Source organism: Rhizobium sp. RU36D, assembly GCF_900176345.1.
Lineage (GTDB): Bacteria > Pseudomonadota > Alphaproteobacteria > Rhizobiales > Rhizobiaceae > Allorhizobium.
On sequence record NZ_FWXU01000011.1, the window covers coordinates 134902 to 155320 of the forward strand.

The following is a 20419-nucleotide window of genomic DNA, read 5'->3' on the forward strand; positions in this document are numbered from 1 at the left end:
GGCAAAGGCCGTGATCGAGATCACGGACCTGCGCATGATCTATGATCCGACTGTCCCTGCGGTCCTCGACGGCATCAATCTTTCGGTTGCGGAGGGGTCCATCCACGGGATCATCGGCCGATCGGGGGCGGGAAAAAGCACGCTGGTTCGTTGCCTGAACGGACTGGTCAAGCCGACAAGCGGTCGTGTCGTCGTGTCGGGAGAGGAGATCACGGGACTGGATGTCGCCGCCTTGCGGGCGGCCCGCCGGCGTATCGGCATGATCTTCCAGCATTTCAGCCTGCTCTCCTCGCGCACGGCTGACGGCAATGTGGCGCTTCCACTCGAAATCGCCGGCTTTCCCAAGACCGAGATAAACAGGCGCGTGCCGGAATTGCTCGACCTTGTCGGTCTGTCCACCAAAGCCGACGCTTATCCCGCCGAACTATCCGGCGGGCAGAAGCAGCGGATCGGCATCGCCCGGGCGCTCGCACTGAAGCCGGATGTCCTGCTGTCAGATGAAGCGACATCGGCGCTCGATCCTGAGACCACCGAACAGATCCTTGATCTCCTGCAGGACATCAACCGGAGCATGGGCCTCACAATCGTGCTCATTACCCACGAAATGGATGTCGTGCGGCGGATCGCCGGCCATGTGACCGTGATCGAGGCCGGGCGCATCATCGAAAGCGGCCCGACCTTCGACGTCTTCGCCTTTCCCGAGACGGCAACGGCAAAGTCCTTCCTCTCCAGCATCGTCGCGCACGAACTGCCCCCGGAAGTGACCCGCACCCTTCTTGCCACGGCCACCGAGGCGACGGATCCGGTCCTGCGGATCATCTTCACGGGCGAGGCGGCCCATGCGCCGGTGCTGTCGGATCTCGTCACCCGCTTCGGCATCAGGCCGAACATCCTGCATGGACGTGTCGACTACATCGGCGGGAAGCCTCTCGGCATCCTGACCATCGTAGCAGGGGCCATCGGCGACAAGCTCTCCGCCGTCACGGCCCATCTTTCCACACTCGGACTACATTGTGAGGTCATCGGACATGCTGTTCGATCTGTTTCCGCCAGCGCTCACCGCGCTTCTGCTTGAGTCTCTCAAGCAGACCCTGACCATGGTGGCCGTCGCCGCCATTCTCTCGACGCTGATTGGCCTGCCGCTCGGAATTCTGCTGGTCGTGACCGCGCCGGGCCAATTTCTGGAGCGTCGGATCCTCAACCGCGTCATCGGCACGATCGTCAACCTGGTTCGCTCGACACCCTTCATCATCCTGATGGTGGCGATCATACCCTTTACGCGTCTGGTCGCCGGCACGACCGTCGGCACCTTCGCCGCGATCGTGCCGCTGACCGTGGCAATTACGCCGCTGTTCGCCCGCCTGGCGGAAGCCGCGATGCGGGAGGTGGATCAAAGCCTGATCGAGGCGGCGCTCAGCATGGGCGCCAGCCCGCTCCAGGTCATCCTCAAGGTGATCCTTCCCGAAGCACTTCCAGGCATAGTCGCCGGCCAGACGGTCACCCTCGTGAGCCTTATCGGCTATTCGGCCATGGCCGGCACGGTGGGCGGCGGCGGATTGGGCGATCTCGGCATTCGCTTCGGCTACCAGCGCTTCATGCCCGAGGTCATGATCGCGGTCGTCATCGTCCTGGTCGTGATCGTCCAGTCGGTGCAGATGGCCGGCGACCACGCCGCGCGCCTCGTCAACCACCGCATCGCCCGAAGCCGTGGCGCAGCCTGAGATCAAGCAGCCATATTCGACACAGGAGTTTTTTGATGACGATCCAGAACATCACCGCGCAACTGCCCTTCGTGGATATCTCGCGCTTTCACGGTTCCGCGCAGGAGCGACAGGCCTTCATTGAGGACCTGAAGGTTATCCTCCATGACCACGGATTCTTTTACCTGGTCGGCCACGGCGTTGATCCGCAACTGATTGCCGAAGTCGTTGCCGCGTCGAAGCGCTTCTTCGCCTTGCCGCTCGAGGAAAAGCTGAAGATCGAAATGGTCAAGTCGCCGCATTTCCGCGGCTACAATCGCGCCGGCTACGAGCGGACACGAGGCCAGCAGGACTGGCGCGAGCAACTCGACATCAATACCGAAGGCGAGCCCGTCGAGATCGGCCCGGATACGCCCGCCTGGAAGCGCCTGTTCGGCCCCAACCAATGGCCCGACGCACTGCCCGAACTCAAGCCGCTGCTGCTTGCCTATCAGGCGGAAGTGACGCGCATCGGAATTGATGTGCTGAAGGCGATCGCCGTTGCGCTTGGACAGCCGGAGGACGTCTTTGCCGAAATCTATGAGCCGCAGCCCTCTCAGCTTTTGAAGATCATCCGTTATCCCGGTCGCGAGGTAGCCGAGACCGACCAGGGTGTCGGCGCACATAAGGACGGCGGTTTCGTCACCGTGCTCCTGCAGGATACCGTACCTGCCTGCGCGTCCAGACGGAAGACGGCGTCTGGCTGCAGGCCCCGCCCGTGCCCGGCACCTTCGTCATCAACACCGGAGAGCTGCTGGAACTTGCGACCAACGGCTTCGTGCGTGCCGACATACATGACGTCATCGCCCCGCCGGCCGGCACGGAACGCTTCTCGGTCGCCTTCTTCCTCGGCTCCCGCTATGACGCAACCATCCCTGTGATCGATCTGCCGGACGACTTGAAGCGCAAGGAACCCGGCGTCTCCGTAGATCCCCTGAACCCGATCTTCCGCGAAGTCGGGCAAAATCATCTAAAATGCCGTCTGCGCTCCCATCCGGACGTCGCACGGGCGCACCATGCGGATCTTCTCACCGCCGAAGATCGCAACGCGAAGCCATCGGCTTACTAGGATGCCAATGTCCCGAAGGTGGGTATCACCGCTTTCGGGACAGCCTGCGTTTTGACAAAAGCGCACCACCGACGAAACATGGCGCGATGTTTCGTCGGTGGTGCGCTTTTGGGCATGCCTCATCTAGTGCTTGATCGTGGAGAACGCCTGCTCGATCGGATTGAGGCGGGTGAATAGGGTGGCCGGAACCAGTTGCTGCTCGGCATAGGCGCGAAAGCACTGGCCGTTGATCGGTCCGTGTAAGACACAGGGCGCGACCAGACGGTCGCTCCTCAAGGCGCCGAGGAATGTCGCCAATCGATGCGGTCGCCGCTCCATTCGCGGCGCGCGCAGCTTCGCTCATGACTTCCGGTTGACTGCAGTTGAAAAACACCCCGGTCGCGCCGGCCGCCAGCACATCGGCCACGGCTGCCCCAACAGGTTCACCCGATCGCAACTCGGGCGGCCCCGTGCGGCCCGCCTCATCCTTGAGCGTGAACGACACGAAGACCGGACGATGGTCGCCCGCCAACGCGTCGAGCGCGGTGCGCGCTTCCCGTATCGCGCTTTGCGTTTCAATGAGCCAGAAATCAATTTGTGGAGACAAACCATCGATCAGAGGTCGAAGGATAGCAGGCGCGATTTCCTGCTGAAACCGATCAGGGCGACAGCTTTCAAACAGGGGAGGCAGGGATCCTGCGACGCTCACCTTGCGGGCTGCACCGTCGGCAACTTCACGCGCAAGGCGGCCGGCACGTTGAGCCAGGACCTGCGCATCGCGATGGAACCTCTCGCTGCTGAGCATGTGCGGCACGAGGCCGTAGGAATTGGTGGTGATGATATCCGCGCCGCTATCGACATAGGCCTATAAAATCTATTGATTTAATACTTGATACTAAAAGTTTGCTCCTCCGGGATACGCATGATCGTTGATGCGCACGAGCGCATCAGCGATCGCGGCAGTCGCCACGGCAAGCGACAGGAATGTCTGCTTGTGCAGACGGTCGAGGATGCAGCTTTGAGCAAGGCCCACGGCGTTCGACCTTGGCCTTATCCTTCGGGCGTCGCGCCGGCCCGGAAGACCGACACAGCCACCACGCCGAAGCTGCGGCTGATCTCCGGATCATGGAAGCTGGCCCCTGCCTGACCCCGGCGCGAACTGACCGACGATGTTCGAGCGCATCGCCGGGCAGGCCCTAACGATGGTGGCGCCTCGCGTGTACCTATCGGCGAGGCGGTGAAGGCAAGCCTGAAGCGGTTTGGAACAGATCATCTCTATCTCTACCAGATGCACCGCTTTGACCCGGCTACCTCCGTCGAGGAAACGATTCGCGCACACGCCTGACGAGATCAAGGCACTCCGAGAGCAACCATGTCAGCCAGCCGATCTTTGCCCGTTATCCCGACCGACCTGTCACAACTTTAAGCGATCGCTCGCTGGGTTGATGCGGCGAGAAGGCATGAGAGGGGCTTGTGGCGCATATTTGCCCAAGTCGTAGTAGTCCCCTACTTCGCAACTCAGTGCTTGTCCTGCCGCAGATAGATGCGACCCAGGAACGATGGCTCGCCTGAGGTCCTTCCCCGCAGCGATGTCAGGAACAGCACGCCGAGCGTGAGGATATAGGGCGCCGTCATTGTCAGGTAGACCGGGAAATCGGCGCCGATCGCCTGCAGGCGCGGCACCAGCGCATCGGCTGCGCCGAAGAGAAGGGCGCCCACCAGCGCGCGGGCGGGATCCCAGCGCGCGAAGATGACGAGCGCGATCGCCACCCAGCCGCGGGCCGCGACCATGCCTTCCACCCACACATGGCTTGTAGCCACGGATAGATAGGCACCGGCCAGCCCACACAACACGCCCGATGCCAGGACGGCGGTAAGCTGGGTCAGTTGGATGTCGATGCCGGCCACATCGGCGGCGGCCGGATTTTCGCCTACCGCCCTCAGCCTCAGCCCGGCGCGGGTCTTGTGCAGGTACCACCATAGGGCGACCACGACGACGGGAAGCACTGCGGTCACCGGATCCTGCACCGAGATGATCCGGCCCATCAGGCTGTCGCGACCAATGCCGAAGATATCGCCGAGGGTTTCGATTCCTGGAAAGGTCTTCTGGGCATAGGGACGACCCAGCACGCCTGTCACGCCAAGACCGATGGCGACGATGGAGAGACCCGCCAGCGTATGGTCGGCGCGCATGACGACGGTCGCGAGCCCGAACAGCAGCGCCAATGCCGCTGCGGCCATGGCGCCGGCGCCAAGCGCTGCCCAGGCATTGCCGCCCGAAAGAACTGTCAGCGCCCCGGCCATCGCACCGATCGCCATCAGGCCCTCGGCGCCCAGGTTCAGGATGCCGGCCCTCTCGCAGATGATGAGCCCCAGGCTCGCCAGCAGTAGGGGGGTCGCATAGCTCGGGATAATCGCAAGCCAGCCGATGAGGAAATCCATGGCAACCCTTTCTTCAGCCCGACCGTCTCAGGGAATAGGTGCTGAAGAACTGCGCCATCAGGATCGAGATCAGCACCGCTCCCTGCAAAAGCACGATCATACCCTCCGAAATAGAATAGAAGACCTTCAGCACATTGCCGGCGGTTACGACCGCCCCGAGCGCCAGCGCGACAACGACCACGCCAAGCGGCCGGGCGCGTGCAAGATAGGCCACCACGATGGCGCTGAAGAGATAGCCGTTGCCGACAGCCTGATTCAACCGGTGCTCGGTGCCGGCAACGATCGTGACCCCGGCCAGGCCGGAAAGAGCCCCCGACAAGAGAACCAGGCCGACGATGGTGGCACCGACGGGCAGGCCCGCCGCTTCGGCGGCCTTGGCATTGTGACCCACCGCATCTGCGTAAAAGCCAAGCCTGGTATACTCCATTGCGTACCACAGCGCACAGGCAACGACAGCGACCAAGAGGATGCCCAGGTGCAACTGCCCCCAACCCAACGGCGCAAACCGCGCCGCTTCCGGGAAAATCGCGGTGACGGGAAAGTTCGTGGCCGGATCGCGCCAGATGCCGAATAGCAGGTGCTGCACGATAAGAAAGGCGATACTGCCCAGAAGCAGCGTCGAGATCACTTCGTTCACACCCCATCGCGACTTCAGCCAGAGGGGCAAGGCGATCCAAAATGCACCGACCGCGGCACCAAGCGCGAGCATCAGCGGCAGCCGCATCGGCGCGGGGCCGATCTCGCCGAGCGCAATCCATGTGGCGCCGATCGCGCCGACCCATAGCTGGCCCTCGATGCCGATGTTCCAGAACCGCACCCGCATGGCGACAGTAGAGGCGAGCCCGACGAGCACCAGCGGCAGGGCCGCGGTCAGCGTCTGGGCCAGTCCATCCGAAGTCAGGAAGGTGGCGACCAGAAACTCATCTACCAGCGCGTCGGCCGGAACACCGGCCTGCACCAGCAGCACGGCCGAAACGGCAAGGCCGACGAACAAGCCGCCTGCGTAGCACAGGCACGACAGAAGAAAGCCCGGCGCTTGCCGGCGAACGAGAAACGCAGCATCAAACATGGCCGGCGAGCAGCGCTCCAATCCATTCGGGGGTGACGTCGCCGATCGCACGACAGCCGGCGATGGCGCCGCGGTTCATGACGGCGACACGGTGCGACAAGGACAGGATCTCGCTCAGATCCTCGCTGATTAGCAGACAAGCCGCGCCGCTCTCGACGGCCTGCTTGATGGACTTGCGGACGAATTGGGTGGCCTTCATGTCGAGCCCGCGCGACGGAGAGTGGGCAATCAGCACAGTCATGCCGTCGTCCAGTTCGCGCGCCAACAGAACCTTCTGCGCATTGCCACCGGATAGAAGCGCCGTGCTGCGGGCCGGCGACGCACCTCTGATGTCGAAGTCTTGGATCGCATCGGCGGCAGCGGAATGCATGCGCTTGCGATCGAGAAAAAAGCGCCCGCCCAGACCGCCGCTCGCCACCCGCGTGAGAGCCAGGTTTTCGCCAATGGAAAGCTCGCGGATCAGGCCGGTGGCGAAACGGTCTGAGGGAATGAAGCGAAGCCCAGCCTGGCGCCTGACGCGCGGTACCGCACCCGTAAGATCGTGGCCGCCAAGCTGGATCGTGCCCCGATCGGCCCGCATCATGCCGGTCAGGCACGCCACAAGTTCTTCCTGCCCGTTGCCGCCGACACCGGCAATGCCCAGCACTTCGCCGGCATGCAGGTCGAAGCCGAGTTCGGAGAGACCCGGTCCCTGCTGATCAGCTCGGCGTGTCAGGCCGGACACCGAAAGCGTCACGGCGCCGGGGCTGGAGAATGGCCGCTCGCTCACCTCAAGGGCCTCCCCGACCATCAGCCGCGCGACCTCACCTTCATCGAGCTCGACCACCGGCGCGCCGGCCAGGACGGTCCTGCCGTGGCGCATGATGGTAACCCGATCGCAGAAGCCGGCGACCTCGCGGAACTTGTGGGTGATGAGCACCACCGCATGGCCCTGCCGCGCCAGGGTCCGCACGAAGGACAGCAGCGCCCTGCCCTCTTCCTCTGTCAGCACGGCGGTGGGTTCGTCGAGAACGAGAATACGAGCGCCGAGCATCAGGACGCGCACGATTTCAACGCGTTGACGCTCGGCCGTGGAGAGTGTGGCAACCACCCGGTTCGGATCCACCGGCAGACCGATCTCCGCGGCTTTTGCAGAGATCGCGGCCGCAGCCTGCGCGGGCGTTCTGATCCGGCTGTCGCGGCCAAGGCTCAACAGCACGTTTTCCGACAGCGTGAAGCTGTTCACCAGCCGGAAATGCTGATGCACCATGCCGATGCCGGCGGCCGTGGCCTCCATGGGGCTGCGGGGACTTCTGGCCTCGCCATCCACCATCTGCCGTCCACTGTCGGCCGCATAGACGCCCGATACGACGTTCATCAATGTGGATTTACCCGCGCCATTTTCGCCGACGATGGCGTGAACCTCCCCCCATTCGAGGGTGAAGGATGCATCGACCAGAGCCGGCCTTCCGTCGAAGGCCTTGCTGACCTCCCGAAGCTCCAGTGCCGGCGGCGTGCCGGGAGTCAGGCCCTCCCGGCTCACCAGAGGCTCGGTTGCTGCAATCATTGCTTTGCCGGCATGGTGCCGGTTATGCCTTCGACGAAATAGTCCATCGACCACAGGGCGGCGTCATCGAGCTTGGCGCCCGCTTCCACCAGCACCGTGCCGTCCTGCTTTTTCAGCGGCCCCTGGAAGGGATCGAGCTTGCCGGCGACGATGGCTTGCTTTGCCGCCTCGATCTTTGCCTTCGTCTCCTCGGAAACGCCGGGTCCGAACGGCGCGAGGTCGATGACGCCCTTGTCCATGCCTTCGAAGGCGCCGTATTCCTCGGGCTTCCAGGTGCCGTCGATGATCTCCTTGATGGTCGGCACCAGATATTTTTCCCAGCGGAACACCACCGAGGTCTGGATGGTCTTCGGAGCAGCATGGGACATGTCGAGCTGGAAGCCAAAGGATGGCAAGCCCGTCTTTTCGGCGACATCGAGCGGAGAGGTGGCCGAGAGATTGGTCGCCAGCACATCGGCCTTCTGGTCCAGGATGGCCTGGGCAACCTGACCTTCCTTCACAGGGTCCCACCAGGAATTGGTGAACACGGCAATGGTTTCGATTGCCGGATCCACCGAGCGGGCTCCCAAGGCGAAACTGTTGATGTCCCAGTTGACTACGCCGACCGGAAAGCCGGCGAGAATGCCGATCTTTTTGGTTTTCGTCGCATGGCCAGCGGCTATACCGGCAAGGTACCAGCCCTGGTAGGTGCGGGCGTAGAAGCTTTCCATATTGGGGCCGTTTTCGGTACCAGACGCGCTAAGAAAAGCGACATTCGGATAGGCCTTGGCAGCCTCCGCCATCGGGGCGCTGTATCCGTAGGTGGTGCCGACGATAATGTTGAAGCCCCGCTTGACGTAGAGGTCGATCGCGGCCCTGAGCTTGGTCGCTTCCTCGGGAATGTTTTCCGTGACGGCAACCTGCACCTTTAGCTGTTCTTCGACTGCCTTGCGCCCGGCCTCAAGCGCCTCGTTCCAGCCGCCGTCGATTGCTGCACTGCAATAGATGAACGCCACCTTCGGAGGTCCCTCCAGTGTAAAGCCCCAGGCAGCGGAAGAGGCCAGGAGCGACAGCGCGGCAGCAAGACAAGTCGCTCGAGCAGTTTCGAAAGTGCGTTTTTTCATGTCGGTTCCCCTTATTTTTGCCGGTTTCGCTGACCTTCGGACACGCGTCTGCGATCGGGGGATGCCCGTTGTGCAAACGCCTTCGCGGACGTTCATTCCAGATTTTCAAAAGCGAAATGGCTCTTGTGCAGTGCATAAAAGCCCATTACGGTCGTTCATGCAATAAAAATAATCATGCCAAAAAATGAGGCATATTGTTCAGAATTATGGACGATCATCGGTGAACACTGAGGCACTTGCTTCCTTCGTCAAGATTGCGGAACTGCGGTCTCTCTCTGCCGCGGCGAAGCTTTACGGCTTGCCGAAATCGTCGCTCAGCCTACGCATCAAGCAGCTGGAAGCGGACCTGAATGTCGAACTCTTCGAGCGGGCCGGGCGCAACCTGCTGCTGACCGAAGCGGGTCAAACGCTACTTGCCCATGCGCGGCAGATCCTGCACAGCTGCGATGCGGCTCGGGCCGCGGTCACCGAACTGTCGGACGACGTGGCAGGAACATTGCGGATCGGCGCCACGGGAGAATTCGGAACTGCCTTCTACGCGCAGATGCTGATCGCGTTTCGCAGGCTTTATCCGAATGTGAATATCGAGCTTACTTTCTTCTCGCCGAACGTGCTCTATTCCTCCGAAAGCCTGGACATGCTGGATGCGGTCATCTCCTGGGATGACGATGAAACCGATGGCGAGACGCTGTCGACGGCGACATTCGCGCTCTTCGCCAGCCAGAGCTATCTGGAGCGGACCGGCCGGCCGGCCGGCCCGGCGGATCTCGTCCATCACCAGGGCATAGTTTATCGCACGCCCCGCGGGCTCCAGCACTGGCGCCTGCAGAACGGCGCCCAGCAGGAAAGCATTCTGCCGCGCTCTAATCTTATCGCCAACGACTACTGGACGATCAAATACTTCGCCGTAGCCGGGGAAGGCATTGCCTATCTGCCGCATTTCTTCGCCGACATCGAATGCGAGCGAGGCCACCTCGTGCCCTTGCTGCCCGACTGGGCCTCAGCGACGCGGCGGGTCAGCATTCGCGTCACCCGTCCCCACGCTCCATCGCGCAAGATGGCGGCCTTCATGGATGTGTGCCGCCGCTACTTCTCCCCCGGCTTCATCTTTGCCGGACCGCGCTACTACGTGGAGGCGATCCACGATCCGAACCAACCAGAAGAGGGAACAAGACCATGAAGGCAGTGGAAACCGGAAACGGCGTTCGCGTCATGAAGACTGGCGGGCTCGACCCGCAGCGCGTCAGCTTCGACAGCATCCCGATCATAGACCTCGAGCCGATGTTCAGCGGCGACGCGGCAGCCAAGGAGAAGCTGGCGGCAGAGCTGCGCAAAGCCTGCATCGAAGTGGGCTTTCTCTATATCAGGAACCACCACGTTCCCGCCGACATCATCGCCAGGACCTTCGACGTGGCCGAGACCTATTTCGCGCTACCGGACGACGTGAAGATGGAAAACCACGTCTCCAAATCGAAGAATAATCGCGGCTATGCGGCAATGCTGGAAGAAAACACCGATCCGACCGCGCGCGGCGATCTCCATCAATCCTATGACATCGCGCTCGATGTACCCGCCGATGATCCCGACGTGCTGGCTGGCAAGGTTCTCTACGGTCCGAACCAGTGGCCCGCCGGACAACCGGAGTTCCGCGCAGCGCTGGAAGCCTATCATGTGGAAATGCTCAAACTCAGCGGTCACCTGCTGCACGCCTTCGCCCTGGCGCTCGGCCTTGAGGAAACTTATTTCGACGGCATGGTCGACAAACCGCTGGCAACACTGCGCGTCTTGCATTACCCGCCGCAGTTCGGCGAGATCGACGACCGGCAGATCGGCATCGGCGCCCATTCCGACTACGAGTGCTTCACGATCCTGGCCCAGAAGGAGGGCATTTCGGCGCTTCAGGTGCTGAACGCATCTGGCGAATGGATCGCGGCCGATCCCATTCCGGGCTGTTTCGTCGTCAATGTCGGCGACCAGATGGCGCGCTGGACCAATGACCTTTTCGCCTCGACCGTACATCGCGCGATCAACCGGTCCGGCAAGGAGCGCTATTCCATCCCGTTCTTCTTCGGACCGAACTACGACACCTTGGTCGAAGCGCTGCCCAGCTGCGTCGACGACGAGCATCCGGCCAAATACGCGCCCGTTACCTCAGGCGACTATGTCAACGGCCGCTTCGCTGCGACTTTTGCGCATTATGCCGAAGCTCAAAAACAGGATGCCCAAGCCTGAACTCGGAGGTCCCGACCGCCTTCTCCAACGACAAGGTGCGGGTGTCAAAGCGTATCATATAGGGTCCACGGCCCAATGTGATACGCTCGCATTTTGATTTTCGTATTGGCAGCTCACCTGAAATGCAAAGCCACCGGGATGCCGTCGATGGTTTCCACCCGCATCTCGTAACCGAAGATCGAAGCCAGGACGTCTGGTCGGAGAATTTCGGAGGGGGCGCCGTCCGCCGCTATGCGCCCGTCCTTCAGGGCGATAATCCTGTCAGCATGAGAAGCGGCGTGGTTGATGTCGTGCAGCACGATCACGATGGTCTTGCCGTGCTGGTCGGCGATGGCGCGCAGCGAGCGCATCAGCGCGCGGGCATGATACATGTCGAGATTGTTGAGCGGCTCGTCCAGCAACAGATAGTCTGTCTCCTGGGCAAAGGCCATGGCGACAAAGGCCCGCTGCCTTTGCCCGCCCGACAAGGTGTCGAGAAAGCGCTCGGAGAGATCCGCGAGACCGAATTGCTGGATCGCGCGATCGACGATCGACCGGTCCTCCGGCGTCAGCCGCCCTCGGCTATGGGGAAACCGCCCGAAGCCGACGAGTTCGCGGACCCTGAGGCGCGCGGTGGCGGCAAGGTCCTGTCGGAGGATGGCGATGATCTTGGCCAGGTCACGGCCTGATGTCCTGTCCACCGGCAGATCCTCGACCGTGATCGATCCGGACTGCAAGGGCTGCAACCGGGCGATGAGCGAAAGCAGCGACGATTTGCCAGCACCATTGGGCCCGATCAGGGCGGTGATGCCGCCCCGGGGAATGGAGAGGGAAATGTCATCGAGGATCAGCGCACTGCCGTATCGCAACGAAATCTTGTCGATCCGGATCATCGGCGGCTCCCCAGGAAAAGTAGGACGAGAAAGACGATGCCGCCCACGAATTCGATGACCACGCCAAGGGTGGAGCTCGCGCCAAGCCCATGCTGGAACAGCGTCTGCCCACCGACGAGGACGATGATCCCGACCAGCGCGGCGGCCGGCAGCAGCAGGGCGTGGCGGCGCGTATCGACGATCCGTTCGGCCAGGGCGACGACCAGCAGGCCGAGAAAGGCCACTGGACCGACCAGCGCGGTCGACACGGCGACCAGGGCCGAGACCAGAAGCAGGAGCAGCGTCAGCGTGCGGATCCAGTCCACCCCGAGGCTCGTCGCATTGTCCTTGCCAAGCGCGACGATATCGAGGACATGGCGCACGCGCCAGGCAATCGCGCCTCCCGCCAGCGTCAGCGCGGCGGCAAAGCCCAGAAGATCCGTGCGCACGTCGTTGAAATTGGCAAACATGGCGCCCTGGGCGACGGCAAACTCATTGGGATCGATCAGCCGCGCCACCAGCGACTGCAGGCTGCGGAAGATGACGCCGAGGATGACGCCGGCGAGCAGCATCAGCCCGATATCGACCCTGCGTATCAGCATGGGCAGCAGAATACCCGCCGCCAGCGCCATCAGCAGCAGGACTTCCCCGGCAAATTTCCATTGGGGATCCAGAGCCGCATAGCCGAGCCCGCCCAGAAGAAAGACCAGGAGGATCTGGCCGAAAGCATAGAGCGCATCGAGGCCCATGATCGAGGGCGTCAGGATGCGGTTGTTGGTCACGGTCTGGAACACCACCGTGGAGAGGGCAATCGACACGCCGACCTGCAACAGGGCCACAAGCTTGGTGGCGCGAAGGCCGAGCACGAAGCTGATATTGCCCTTCAGGCCGATCGTCATGAAGCCGATGGAGCAGACCAGGGCAACGATGGAAAGGGCGACAAGCCGGCGGTTAGCCATGGGCGGGCCGCCGGAAAATCAGCCACAGGAAGATGATGCCGCTGACGCAACCCATGACGGTGCCGACTGGTATTTCATAGGGATAGCGGATCACGCGTCCGAGGATATCGCAGCCGAGCACGAGCAATGCGCCGCTGATGCCGATGAGGGGAAGGGTCGTGCGCAGGTTCTGTCCCATCAAGCGCGAGACGATGTTCGGCACCACCAGCCCGACAAAGGGTATCATGCCGACGACAACGGTCGAAAGCGCCGAGACGGTGGCGACCACGACGAGCCCGAGCTGCATCATGCGCCGGTAGTCGATGCCGAGGCCTGTGGTGGTGTCCTGGCCGAGGGTCATGATCGTCAGCCGGTCGGCAATGGCAAAGGCGATGACCAGCATGGCCGCCCCGACCCACAGAAGTTCGTAGCGCCCGCGCAGCACGCCGGAAAAATCGCCGCTGGTCCAGATCGACAGGTACTGCATGAGATCCGCCTGCCAGGCGATGAAGGTGACGGCGGCCCCGATGACGCCGCCATAGACGATGCCGAACAGCGGCACGAGGTAAGGCTGGGTGGGCGGCAGCCGATGCGCCGTCATCAGGAACAGCGAGGTACCCAGCAGGGCGGCCACGGTCGCCACGATGCTTTTGGCAAGGAGGCCGGCGGCTGGCCAGAGCATGATGACGGCGAGAATGCCAAGTTCGGCGCTCTGGGCCGTTCCGGCCGTGGACGGTTCGACGAATCCATTGCGTGCCAGCGTCTGCATGATCTGTCCCGTGATCGCCAGCCCGGCGCCCACGAGGATGGCGGCCAGCGTGCGCGGAAGCCGGCTGACCAGCAGCAGCTGAAGCGCCTCCGGATTGGAGAAGACCTGCGAAAGCGGCATATCGCTGACGCCCGTGACCAGGCTGAGGAGAAAAAGGATTGCGAGCCCGAGGCCCGCAATCCATGGCACAACCGATCTCAGCGGTTTTACGGACACGCTCATTTGGCTGCGGCAAAGGCCTCTGATATCGCAGCAAGCACCCTTTCCGTGGACTGGATGCCGCCGGCGGCAATGTAGAACTCGGCCGAAGGCAGGTAGATGACCTGACCCTTCTTCCAGGCTGTCGTGCCGGCCACCAGCTCATTGTCGAGGGTTGCCCTGGCGGCCTGTTCGCCCGAGCCGATGGCGGCGGCGCGGTCCAGCACCAGCAGCCAGTCCGGATTGGCCTTGGCGATGAACTCGAAGGATACGGCCTCGCCGTGGTTGGCGGCTTCGACATCCGGCACGGCAGCCGGCAGGTCCAGCGCGGCATGAACCCAGCCGAAGCGGGAGCCCGGTCCATAGGCCGTCACCTTCGGCCCGTTGGTCATGATGATCAGCGCCTTGCCCTTTCCGGCAACCGCCGCCTTGGTCGTTGCAAGTTTGGCGTCAAATTCCGCTGCCGCCTTTTCGGCCTCGGCTTGCCGCGCAAACAGGGCACCATAGGTCGCGAGCCGCTGCTTGGCCTGCGCGATCAGGTCTTCGCCGTAAAGCGTCATGTCCACCGCCGGCGCCACCTTGGTTACCGCCTCCAGCTTGGTGGACGACCGTCCGCCGACGATGATCAGATCAGGATCCAGCGCACTCAGCGCCTCCAGGTCAGGCTCGAAGATGTCCCCGACGGTCTCAGCGCCCTGTGTGAGGCGCTCGAATTCGGAGATGTACAGCTTTGACGGCAGGCCCGATATCGTGACGCCGATGCGGTCGAGGGTATCGATCGCCGCCAGATCGAACACCGCGATCTTTTCGGGAGTCTTGGCGATATCGACGCGGCCAGTGGCGGTCTCGATTTCGATCGCCCGGGCCGATATGGGCGAAAAGGCAAGGGCAGAAAGGGCAAGAGCGGCGAAGGCCGCGATGGGTCTGATCGTCATGATGTCACCTTTTGGGCATGGGGTTGACCGGTTTCGACAGGCGCATCAATACGCTGCCAGGCCAGGGCCTCGAGATTTTCCCGAAAGGCAAACCGCACCAGGTGGCGCTCGATCACCGATTCCGTCTGCTGGAGCTGGTCGAGGTCCGGGGACGTGGCTTCCATCCGCAGGCCCTGTTCATCGGCCTCAAGCCGGACAGTCCCGCAGACGAATCGGCACTCGCCCTGGGCTTCGGAGTAGCTGACCTCGATCTTGTGGGCGAAGTGCTTGCACAATTGCACCAGATATTTCGGCGCGTGATCGGTCTTCCACGTGGCGACGGATCGGATCAAGATCGTGCTCCCTTCCCTGTCAGGTACCTGCTGTCGAAAGCGTCGAAGGCGGCCACCGGGAAGTGGCCGCCATCCTGTTGAAGCGTTATGCGCGTGACCGTCAGAAGGTGGCCTTCGCGGTCAGCATGAAGGTCCGGCCCGGCTCATACAGAGGTGTTACCGTGCCGAATTCCTGGCCATAGGTGGCGCGGTCGGCATAGGTCTCGTTGAACAGGTTCTTGACCTCGGCGCGGAAGCTGAGCGCCGGCATGGCCTCCGGCTTCCAGTCGGCAAACAGGTTGACGACCTCATAGGCCTTGTAGGGCGGCGTGCCGGTCGGGACATGATCGTATTTGGGCAGGATGGAGATATCCCCGCCGACCGTCAGGTTCCAGTCCTCGAAGGTGTGGGCGGCCGTGATGGTGATGACATCGCCGACCGGCGTGGCGATGTAGTTGCCGCTGTCGGAATCGGCCGGCACGCCATCGATATCGACATCGATATGGGCATAGCTGACCTTCACATAGCCGCTCGTCCACTCATAGCCGGCCCCCAGCTCGTAGCCGCGGGATTCGACGTCACGGCTGATCAGCGCTCCCGTGGCGACCGGGCTGTAGCTCGGGTCGCGGACGTTGAACATGTCGGTGCGGAACAGGCTCGCCTCGGCGGTGAAGCCCTCGTGATGCGCCTCCAGGCCGATCATGTAGTTGTTCGCGGTGGTCGGGTCGGGACCGTTTGCACCATAGCGCCAGGAGGGGTTCATGATGAAGTTTTCGGCGAGCGGTATGCCGGCCCAGACATGGGAGGCGCCAGCCTTGGCGGTCAGGAAGTCGGTCAGGTCGTATTCGGCCGAGATATTGCCGCTGAACCCGCCATTCTCGAACTTCTGTCCGCCCGTGCCGGTGAACCACTGGTAGTCCGCGCGGCCGCCGAGCGAAATCCGGGTGCGCTCCCAGGGCTCCAGCCGTGCCTGGGTGTAGAGGCCGACATTGCGGGCCTTTTCGCGAGCGGAATCAGCCGAGGCCTTCAGGTCGGCGATGTCGGAATAGAAATCGACGCCGGCGACGACATTGCCAATATCGAACGAAAACTTGTTCTCGAACTTGCCGTTAAAGGTCGTGGTCTCGCCGACGGCGTTGTACTGATAACCTCTGGCCGCATAGACAGGCGTATCGACCACCGTGCCGCCATAAGCCAGCATAACCGTTGGATCCCACATGCCTTCCGGCGTCGTGTCCGTATAGGTGAAGACGTAGTTCTTGCGGTCGATCTTGTAGTTGCGGTAGCGCGGCTCCCAGGCCGGGCGCACGATGGTGCCGGCATTGGCGCGATAGGGTCGCAGCGCGTCGTCGGTGGTCTGGTCGTAGCTGAATTCGAAACGGTCACCGCTGTCGGCCTCATAGGCCACCTTGCCGATGCCGGCCAGCATGTCGGTTTCGGTTCCCAGCACCGCCTTGCCGTCGCCATTCTCGAAATTATTGCCCTTGGCAAAGGAGAAGTAGCCGAGGAATTCGAACCCGTCTTTTTGGCCGTAGCCGGAAATGCCCGTGGTTACCGTGTCGCTGTTGAAGTCATAGGTGGAGGTGATGAAGCCACCCAGCAGCTTGCCGGGCTCCAGAAGGTCGGCGGCATCCTTGGTCTCGTAGTTGATCGACCCTGCCAGCGCACCGGGGCCGGCATCCGCAGGCGCAATGCCGGCATCGACATCGACGGCCTTCAGGATCGAAGGATCGATCAGGTTGGTGGCGTTGTGGTGGAAGACCTTGTTGTTCTGACGCGCCCCGTCGATCGTGACGGCAAGGTTGGTTTCCTCGACGCCATGCACATAGACCTTCTGCGACATGGGCAGGGAACTGCCGACCTGAATGCCCGGCTCCTTGCGGAAGACGTCATCAAGGTCGGTGGGATTGGTCCGCGCCAGTTCCTGCGGGCCGATGACCGTCTCGCCGACGCCACCTTGCCCGACCCGCTGACCCTCGACGACGATCGGTGCCAACACCGTATCGCCGGACTGGACGGCGGCCGCATCGGCACCCTGCTGGGCGCCCACGACCACCGTGCCGTTGACGATGCGATAGCTGATATTGGTGCCCGAGAGCATTCGGCTCAGCGCTTCCTCAGGCGTCAGGTTGCCGCTGACGGATGTAGAGGTGACACCCCGGGAGGTCTCAGCGGCAAGCGTGACCTGAAGGCCGGACTGGCGACCGAAAGCATTGATGGCCGATGCCAGGGGCTGGGCGGGGATGTTGAAATTGCGCGTCGCCGATTGAGCCAGCGCCGAACCTGCCGTCGTGACCGGACCGATGACCAGCGCAGCCAGCGCCACCGTGGCCGCCAGCCGCAACGCCAAAGACTTGGTCCGGCCGCGCAACGGCTTGTTATCAGTGCAATTTTTCGTCGGCAAACTCATCCGCCCCGTCTCCATAAACCAGATACTTCGCCAGCTCCCCAGCCGGCGTTCGATCTAAAGACGACCGCGCTTGTCAGATTTTTCACGGGATGCAGAAAATTTTCAGAATTTTTTAACGCCGTCAGAACAGCGCCAGCACGCGCATATAGGAAGAGACATGATGCACCTTGCCGCCGAAGGGCTGCACAAGAGCTTCGAGCGCCCGGTCGGGGTTCGAAAGATCATAAATGCCGGTGACCCGGCGACCGGCGAGGTCGCTGCTCGCAAGGCTGATCCAGGCCGGATGATACCGCCGGATCTCATCCACCACGCTCGCGATCGTGACGTTTTCCACGAACAGGCGTCGGCCTCTCCAGCCCGCCATGTCCTCCGGAGCAATGCGCGTGCGCGCGACCTGCCCGTTTTCACGGGTGACCGAGACGGAATCGCCCGGCGACATGGTATAGGCCCCGCCGCCTGCGACCGACAGCGCCACCGATCCATGCACCAGGTCCACGCGGGTCGTCTCGTCGCTCAGGCGAATATCGAAAGCGGTGCCAAGCACGGTGACGTCGACGCCCTCGGCGCTCACGACGAAAGGACGGGCCGGATCGGGCTCGACATCAAAATAGGCCTCACCCGACAACAGGGTGATGCGGCGCTGGCCGCCGGAAAAGTCGGTCTTGATGGCACTGAGTGGACCGAGATCGACGGAGCTTCCGTCCGCGAGTTCGATGGTCCTGAGCTCGGCGGTCTCGGTGCGATAGTCGGCGGAGAAGCGCAGCAGGAGAGATGGGCCGGCCACCGCCAGCACCAGACAGGCGGCCATCGCGGTCGCTGCCACTGCTTTCCAGGGGCGCCGGCGGGTGTGCACGGGCTGTACAGTCCCAGCATTCTCCGTCCACGCATCGTCGCTGAGCCCCGCGGTCTCGCCGATCACATGCCAGGTGCGGCAGGCCTTCTGCCATGCCTCACGACGGGCAGGCGAGCCGTTCAGCCAGGCCTGGAATTCCTGTTCGTCCAATGGCGTGCTGCCCGGCGCGCGCAACCGGATGAGCCAGTCCATCGCCTCCTCAAGCATCCATTCCTGGGTTTCGCGGTCGCGTGCCAAATCGTGCCTGCTTCGGGTGTCGCCAGCGTCGTTACCCGAATTCCCTTTCCAAACGAAGAACGATTGAAGACGCGAAATTTTTCGCTCGCGGGGCGCGCTCATGATTTTTCTTCATCCAGGGCAAGGGCGATGCGGACCATGGCGGTGCGGACATGCCGATGAGCCGTGGCGACGGAAATGCCGAGCCGATCCGCCACCGCTTCCAGCGTATGGCCGCCAAAGCGATACATTTCCACGGCAAGACGCATGTCCGGAGGCAGGGAGGCAAGCACCTTGGCCGCGATGCGCGCCTGGTCTCGCAGCAGCAACGCCTCCTCCGGCGTTTCCACGGCCTGGGGCAGGCCCCAATAAGGCGGCTCGTCAGCCTGCCCGCGGCTTTCGATCTTGCGTCTCTTCAGCACGTCGAAAGCCAGGTTGCGGACAATGCGGTAGAGATAGGCAAGGCTCTGGCGAGCCGTCAGCTCATGGCTTCGCACAGGCGGAAGCCGCAGATAGGCCTCCTGCACGATATCCTCAGCGGCCTCCTTCGATCCGAGAATGCGGGCGGCATAATTGATCAATGCGGTGCGATGGGTGAGATAGAGATCATCGCCTTGCCGCGCCTGACCGGTCATGGGAATCCGTTTCGCTTCTTCCGGCAAGGCCGAAGGGCTCACTGACCGACCCGTATCGAGGTATCGGCCAAACTCGTGCGAGCTTATGGCCGATTTTAAATATGATTGCAATTATCATGTTATTTGGGAACAATACCACTGGCGTCATCCCCATCTATGTTGCTTTGGTTGGGGGTACGCGGATAAGAAGTTCGAATGCTTCATAAGTTCAGGCCGAGGCTCTGACGATGCTCGACCGGTCTGAGCGATCCCAGCGATAACAGATCGACGCCCAGGTCTTTTTTTATGAGTTCGTTGGCCTTCTTCAGGAGATCATGCTCGAGTTGCAACTGGCGGATATCACGCTGCAGGACTTTAAGCTGTCGCTTGAGTTCATCACGTTCAGGCACCTTGGAGTTTGCTTTGCGGCGTTTCATGGATGATGGCGCCTCATGACCGAGAAGCTGGTCCTTCCAGCTGTACAAGGTCGGCCTTGAGACGCCCAGTCGGTCAGCTACCTGTTGTGCGGTTTCATCTCCACCGCATAGTCCGATGACACCAGCCTGCCGCACATCCTCGCTATAACCCAGATGCAATGACCGACCATCGATGTTCGCGTCTCCGGAAACGCCTCACGAACCCAAGCGGTCAGTGTTCCTCTTCCAGGATAGCCGAGCGCCCTCATCGTCGCGGAGATGTAACGATCATGGGTGCGAAAGTGCTCGAGTGCAGCCTGCTTTTGGGCCTCGGAGAATTTCGGTGCTCGAGCTACCGCCTGAACACGCAAGTCGCGGTTCTCGACGTACTCCCGGTACCAGCCCTTCAGGGCATTCTTTGTAAGATAACCCAACTGCCGAATGGTCGCGTTAAGTCGCTTGCCCAGCCGGAGATACAGCTCGACCGCTCGAAGTCTGTCTGCGTAGGAATACATGAACTACCTCCTTGGTGGTCCAAGTTTTCGTCCGCACCCCCAGTGGTTCAATCCATTGTGGAAATCGACACGAAGGGCACGGCGGCTCCGTCGAAGGCGCATATCCCGACCCACGCGCAGATGACGACGTCGAGCATATCGCGCACCATCAAAAGCTAGGATCAAACACTAGGACAGGGATAGCAGGGTCCTTATATCACGTCGGACAAGCCGA

At 62.2% G+C, this 20419-nt stretch carries 19 protein-coding genes and 3 pseudogenes; 8 read left to right on the forward strand and 14 right to left on the reverse strand.

The window, feature by feature from the left end; genetic code table 11:
• Window positions 1-34: 34 nt before the first annotated feature.
• The 3 genes and pseudogenes from B9A97_RS15500 (at window position 35) to B9A97_RS15510 (ending at window position 2808) form a co-directional block, all read left to right on the forward strand.
• Window positions 35-1075: a methionine ABC transporter ATP-binding protein gene (locus B9A97_RS15500; RefSeq protein WP_244564251.1), complete on the forward strand. Its 1041-nt coding sequence runs from the start codon at window positions 35-37 to the stop codon at window positions 1073-1075.
• On the forward strand, window positions 1029-1721 hold the full coding sequence (locus B9A97_RS15505) for a methionine ABC transporter permease (RefSeq protein ID WP_084366252.1): 693 nt from the start codon (window positions 1029-1031) through the stop codon (window positions 1719-1721). Before B9A97_RS15500 ends, B9A97_RS15505 begins: the two co-directional genes overlap by 47 nt.
• 35 nt (window positions 1722-1756) lie before the next feature.
• Window positions 1757-2808 (forward strand): annotated as a pseudogene (locus B9A97_RS15510) (2-oxoglutarate and iron-dependent oxygenase domain-containing protein).
• A 126-nt stretch (window positions 2809-2934) separates the two neighbouring features.
• Here the strand turns inward: B9A97_RS15510 and B9A97_RS29420 are convergent.
• Window positions 2935-3099: pseudogene (locus B9A97_RS29420) on the reverse strand (IS630 family transposase); the annotation flags it as partial.
• Between the two features lie 61 nt (window positions 3100-3160).
• Between B9A97_RS29420 and B9A97_RS30170 the strand changes: the two are divergent.
• The 3 genes from B9A97_RS30170 to B9A97_RS30350 are packed head-to-tail and all read left to right on the forward strand — an operon-like array spanning window position 3161 to window position 4132.
• The gene (locus tag B9A97_RS30170; protein WP_244564246.1) at window positions 3161-3658 is read left to right on the forward strand and encodes a hypothetical protein; all 498 of its coding nucleotides are present in this window, start codon (window positions 3161-3163) and stop codon (window positions 3656-3658) included.
• Between the two features lie 51 nt (window positions 3659-3709).
• Window positions 3710-3934, forward strand: coding sequence for a hypothetical protein (locus tag B9A97_RS15520; RefSeq protein WP_084366254.1), 225 nt, complete (start codon window positions 3710-3712; stop codon window positions 3932-3934).
• Between the two features lie 12 nt (window positions 3935-3946).
• Entirely contained in the window at window positions 3947-4132 is a 186-nt protein-coding gene (locus B9A97_RS30350) for an aldo/keto reductase (protein ID WP_143530500.1), read from the forward strand.
• A 173-nt stretch (window positions 4133-4305) separates the two neighbouring features.
• Here the strand turns inward: B9A97_RS30350 and B9A97_RS15525 are convergent, their stop codons facing one another.
• The 4 genes from B9A97_RS15525 to B9A97_RS15540 are packed head-to-tail and all read right to left on the reverse strand — an operon-like array spanning window position 4306 to window position 8947.
• The gene (locus B9A97_RS15525; protein ID WP_084366255.1) at window positions 4306-5229 is read right to left on the reverse strand and encodes an ABC transporter permease; all 924 of its coding nucleotides are present in this window, start codon (window positions 5227-5229) and stop codon (window positions 4306-4308) included.
• Between the two features lie 13 nt (window positions 5230-5242).
• On the reverse strand, window positions 5243-6298 hold the full coding sequence (locus B9A97_RS15530) for an ABC transporter permease (RefSeq protein ID WP_084366256.1): 1056 nt from the start codon (window positions 6296-6298) through the stop codon (window positions 5243-5245).
• Window positions 6291-7844 (reverse strand): ABC transporter ATP-binding protein, encoded by a 1554-nt coding sequence (locus tag B9A97_RS15535; RefSeq protein WP_084366257.1) that lies wholly within the window; start codon window positions 7842-7844, stop codon window positions 6291-6293. Before B9A97_RS15535 ends, B9A97_RS15530 begins: the two co-directional genes overlap by 8 nt.
• Window positions 7841-8947, reverse strand: coding sequence for a BMP family ABC transporter substrate-binding protein (locus tag B9A97_RS15540; protein ID WP_179145301.1), 1107 nt, complete (start codon window positions 8945-8947; stop codon window positions 7841-7843). The genes B9A97_RS15535 and B9A97_RS15540 overlap by 4 nt, the downstream gene beginning before the upstream one ends.
• 220 nt (window positions 8948-9167) lie before the next feature.
• Here B9A97_RS15540 and B9A97_RS15545 point away from each other — a divergent pair, with 220 nt between their 5' ends.
• Together B9A97_RS15545 and B9A97_RS15550 are read left to right on the forward strand one after the other, a co-directional pair.
• Window positions 9168-10127, forward strand: a complete 960-nt coding sequence (locus B9A97_RS15545) for a LysR family transcriptional regulator (protein ID WP_143530495.1) — start codon at window positions 9168-9170, stop codon at window positions 10125-10127.
• Window positions 10124-11179, forward strand: a complete 1056-nt coding sequence (locus B9A97_RS15550; RefSeq protein ID WP_084366260.1) for an isopenicillin N synthase family dioxygenase — start codon at window positions 10124-10126, stop codon at window positions 11177-11179. The genes B9A97_RS15545 and B9A97_RS15550 overlap by 4 nt, the downstream gene beginning before the upstream one ends.
• Window positions 11180-11292: 113 nt before the next feature.
• Here B9A97_RS15550 and B9A97_RS15555 read toward each other — a convergent pair whose 3' ends face one another.
• The 9 genes and pseudogenes from B9A97_RS15555 to B9A97_RS15595 all read right to left on the reverse strand — a co-directional run.
• Complete coding sequence (locus B9A97_RS15555) at window positions 11293-12051, reverse strand: iron ABC transporter ATP-binding protein (protein ID WP_084366261.1); 759 nt, start codon at window positions 12049-12051, stop codon at window positions 11293-11295.
• Window positions 12048-12989, reverse strand: a complete 942-nt coding sequence (locus tag B9A97_RS15560) for an iron chelate uptake ABC transporter family permease subunit (protein ID WP_084366262.1) — start codon at window positions 12987-12989, stop codon at window positions 12048-12050. The genes B9A97_RS15555 and B9A97_RS15560 overlap by 4 nt, the downstream gene beginning before the upstream one ends.
• Window positions 12982-13959 (reverse strand): ABC transporter permease, encoded by a 978-nt coding sequence (locus B9A97_RS15565; protein ID WP_084366263.1) that lies wholly within the window; start codon window positions 13957-13959, stop codon window positions 12982-12984. The genes B9A97_RS15560 and B9A97_RS15565 overlap by 8 nt, the downstream gene beginning before the upstream one ends.
• Window positions 13956-14870 (reverse strand): siderophore ABC transporter substrate-binding protein, encoded by a 915-nt coding sequence (locus B9A97_RS15570; RefSeq protein ID WP_084366264.1) that lies wholly within the window; start codon window positions 14868-14870, stop codon window positions 13956-13958. Before B9A97_RS15570 ends, B9A97_RS15565 begins: the two co-directional genes overlap by 4 nt.
• Window positions 14867-15202: a DUF2218 domain-containing protein gene (locus tag B9A97_RS15575; protein ID WP_084366265.1), complete on the reverse strand. Its 336-nt coding sequence runs from the start codon at window positions 15200-15202 to the stop codon at window positions 14867-14869. Before B9A97_RS15575 ends, B9A97_RS15570 begins: the two co-directional genes overlap by 4 nt.
• A 100-nt stretch (window positions 15203-15302) precedes the next feature.
• Entirely contained in the window at window positions 15303-17591 is a 2289-nt protein-coding gene (locus B9A97_RS15580) for a TonB-dependent receptor (protein WP_084366266.1), read from the reverse strand.
• 121 nt (window positions 17592-17712) lie between these two features.
• Window positions 17713-18681, reverse strand: coding sequence for a FecR family protein (locus tag B9A97_RS15585; protein WP_179145302.1), 969 nt, complete (start codon window positions 18679-18681; stop codon window positions 17713-17715).
• A gap of 98 nt (window positions 18682-18779) precedes the next feature.
• Window positions 18780-19295 (reverse strand): RNA polymerase sigma factor, encoded by a 516-nt coding sequence (locus B9A97_RS15590; protein WP_084366268.1) that lies wholly within the window; start codon window positions 19293-19295, stop codon window positions 18780-18782.
• Between the two features lie 257 nt (window positions 19296-19552).
• A pseudogene (locus B9A97_RS15595) lies at window positions 19553-20205 on the reverse strand (transposase); the annotation flags it as partial.
• Between the last annotated feature and the right edge of the window lie 214 nt (window positions 20206-20419).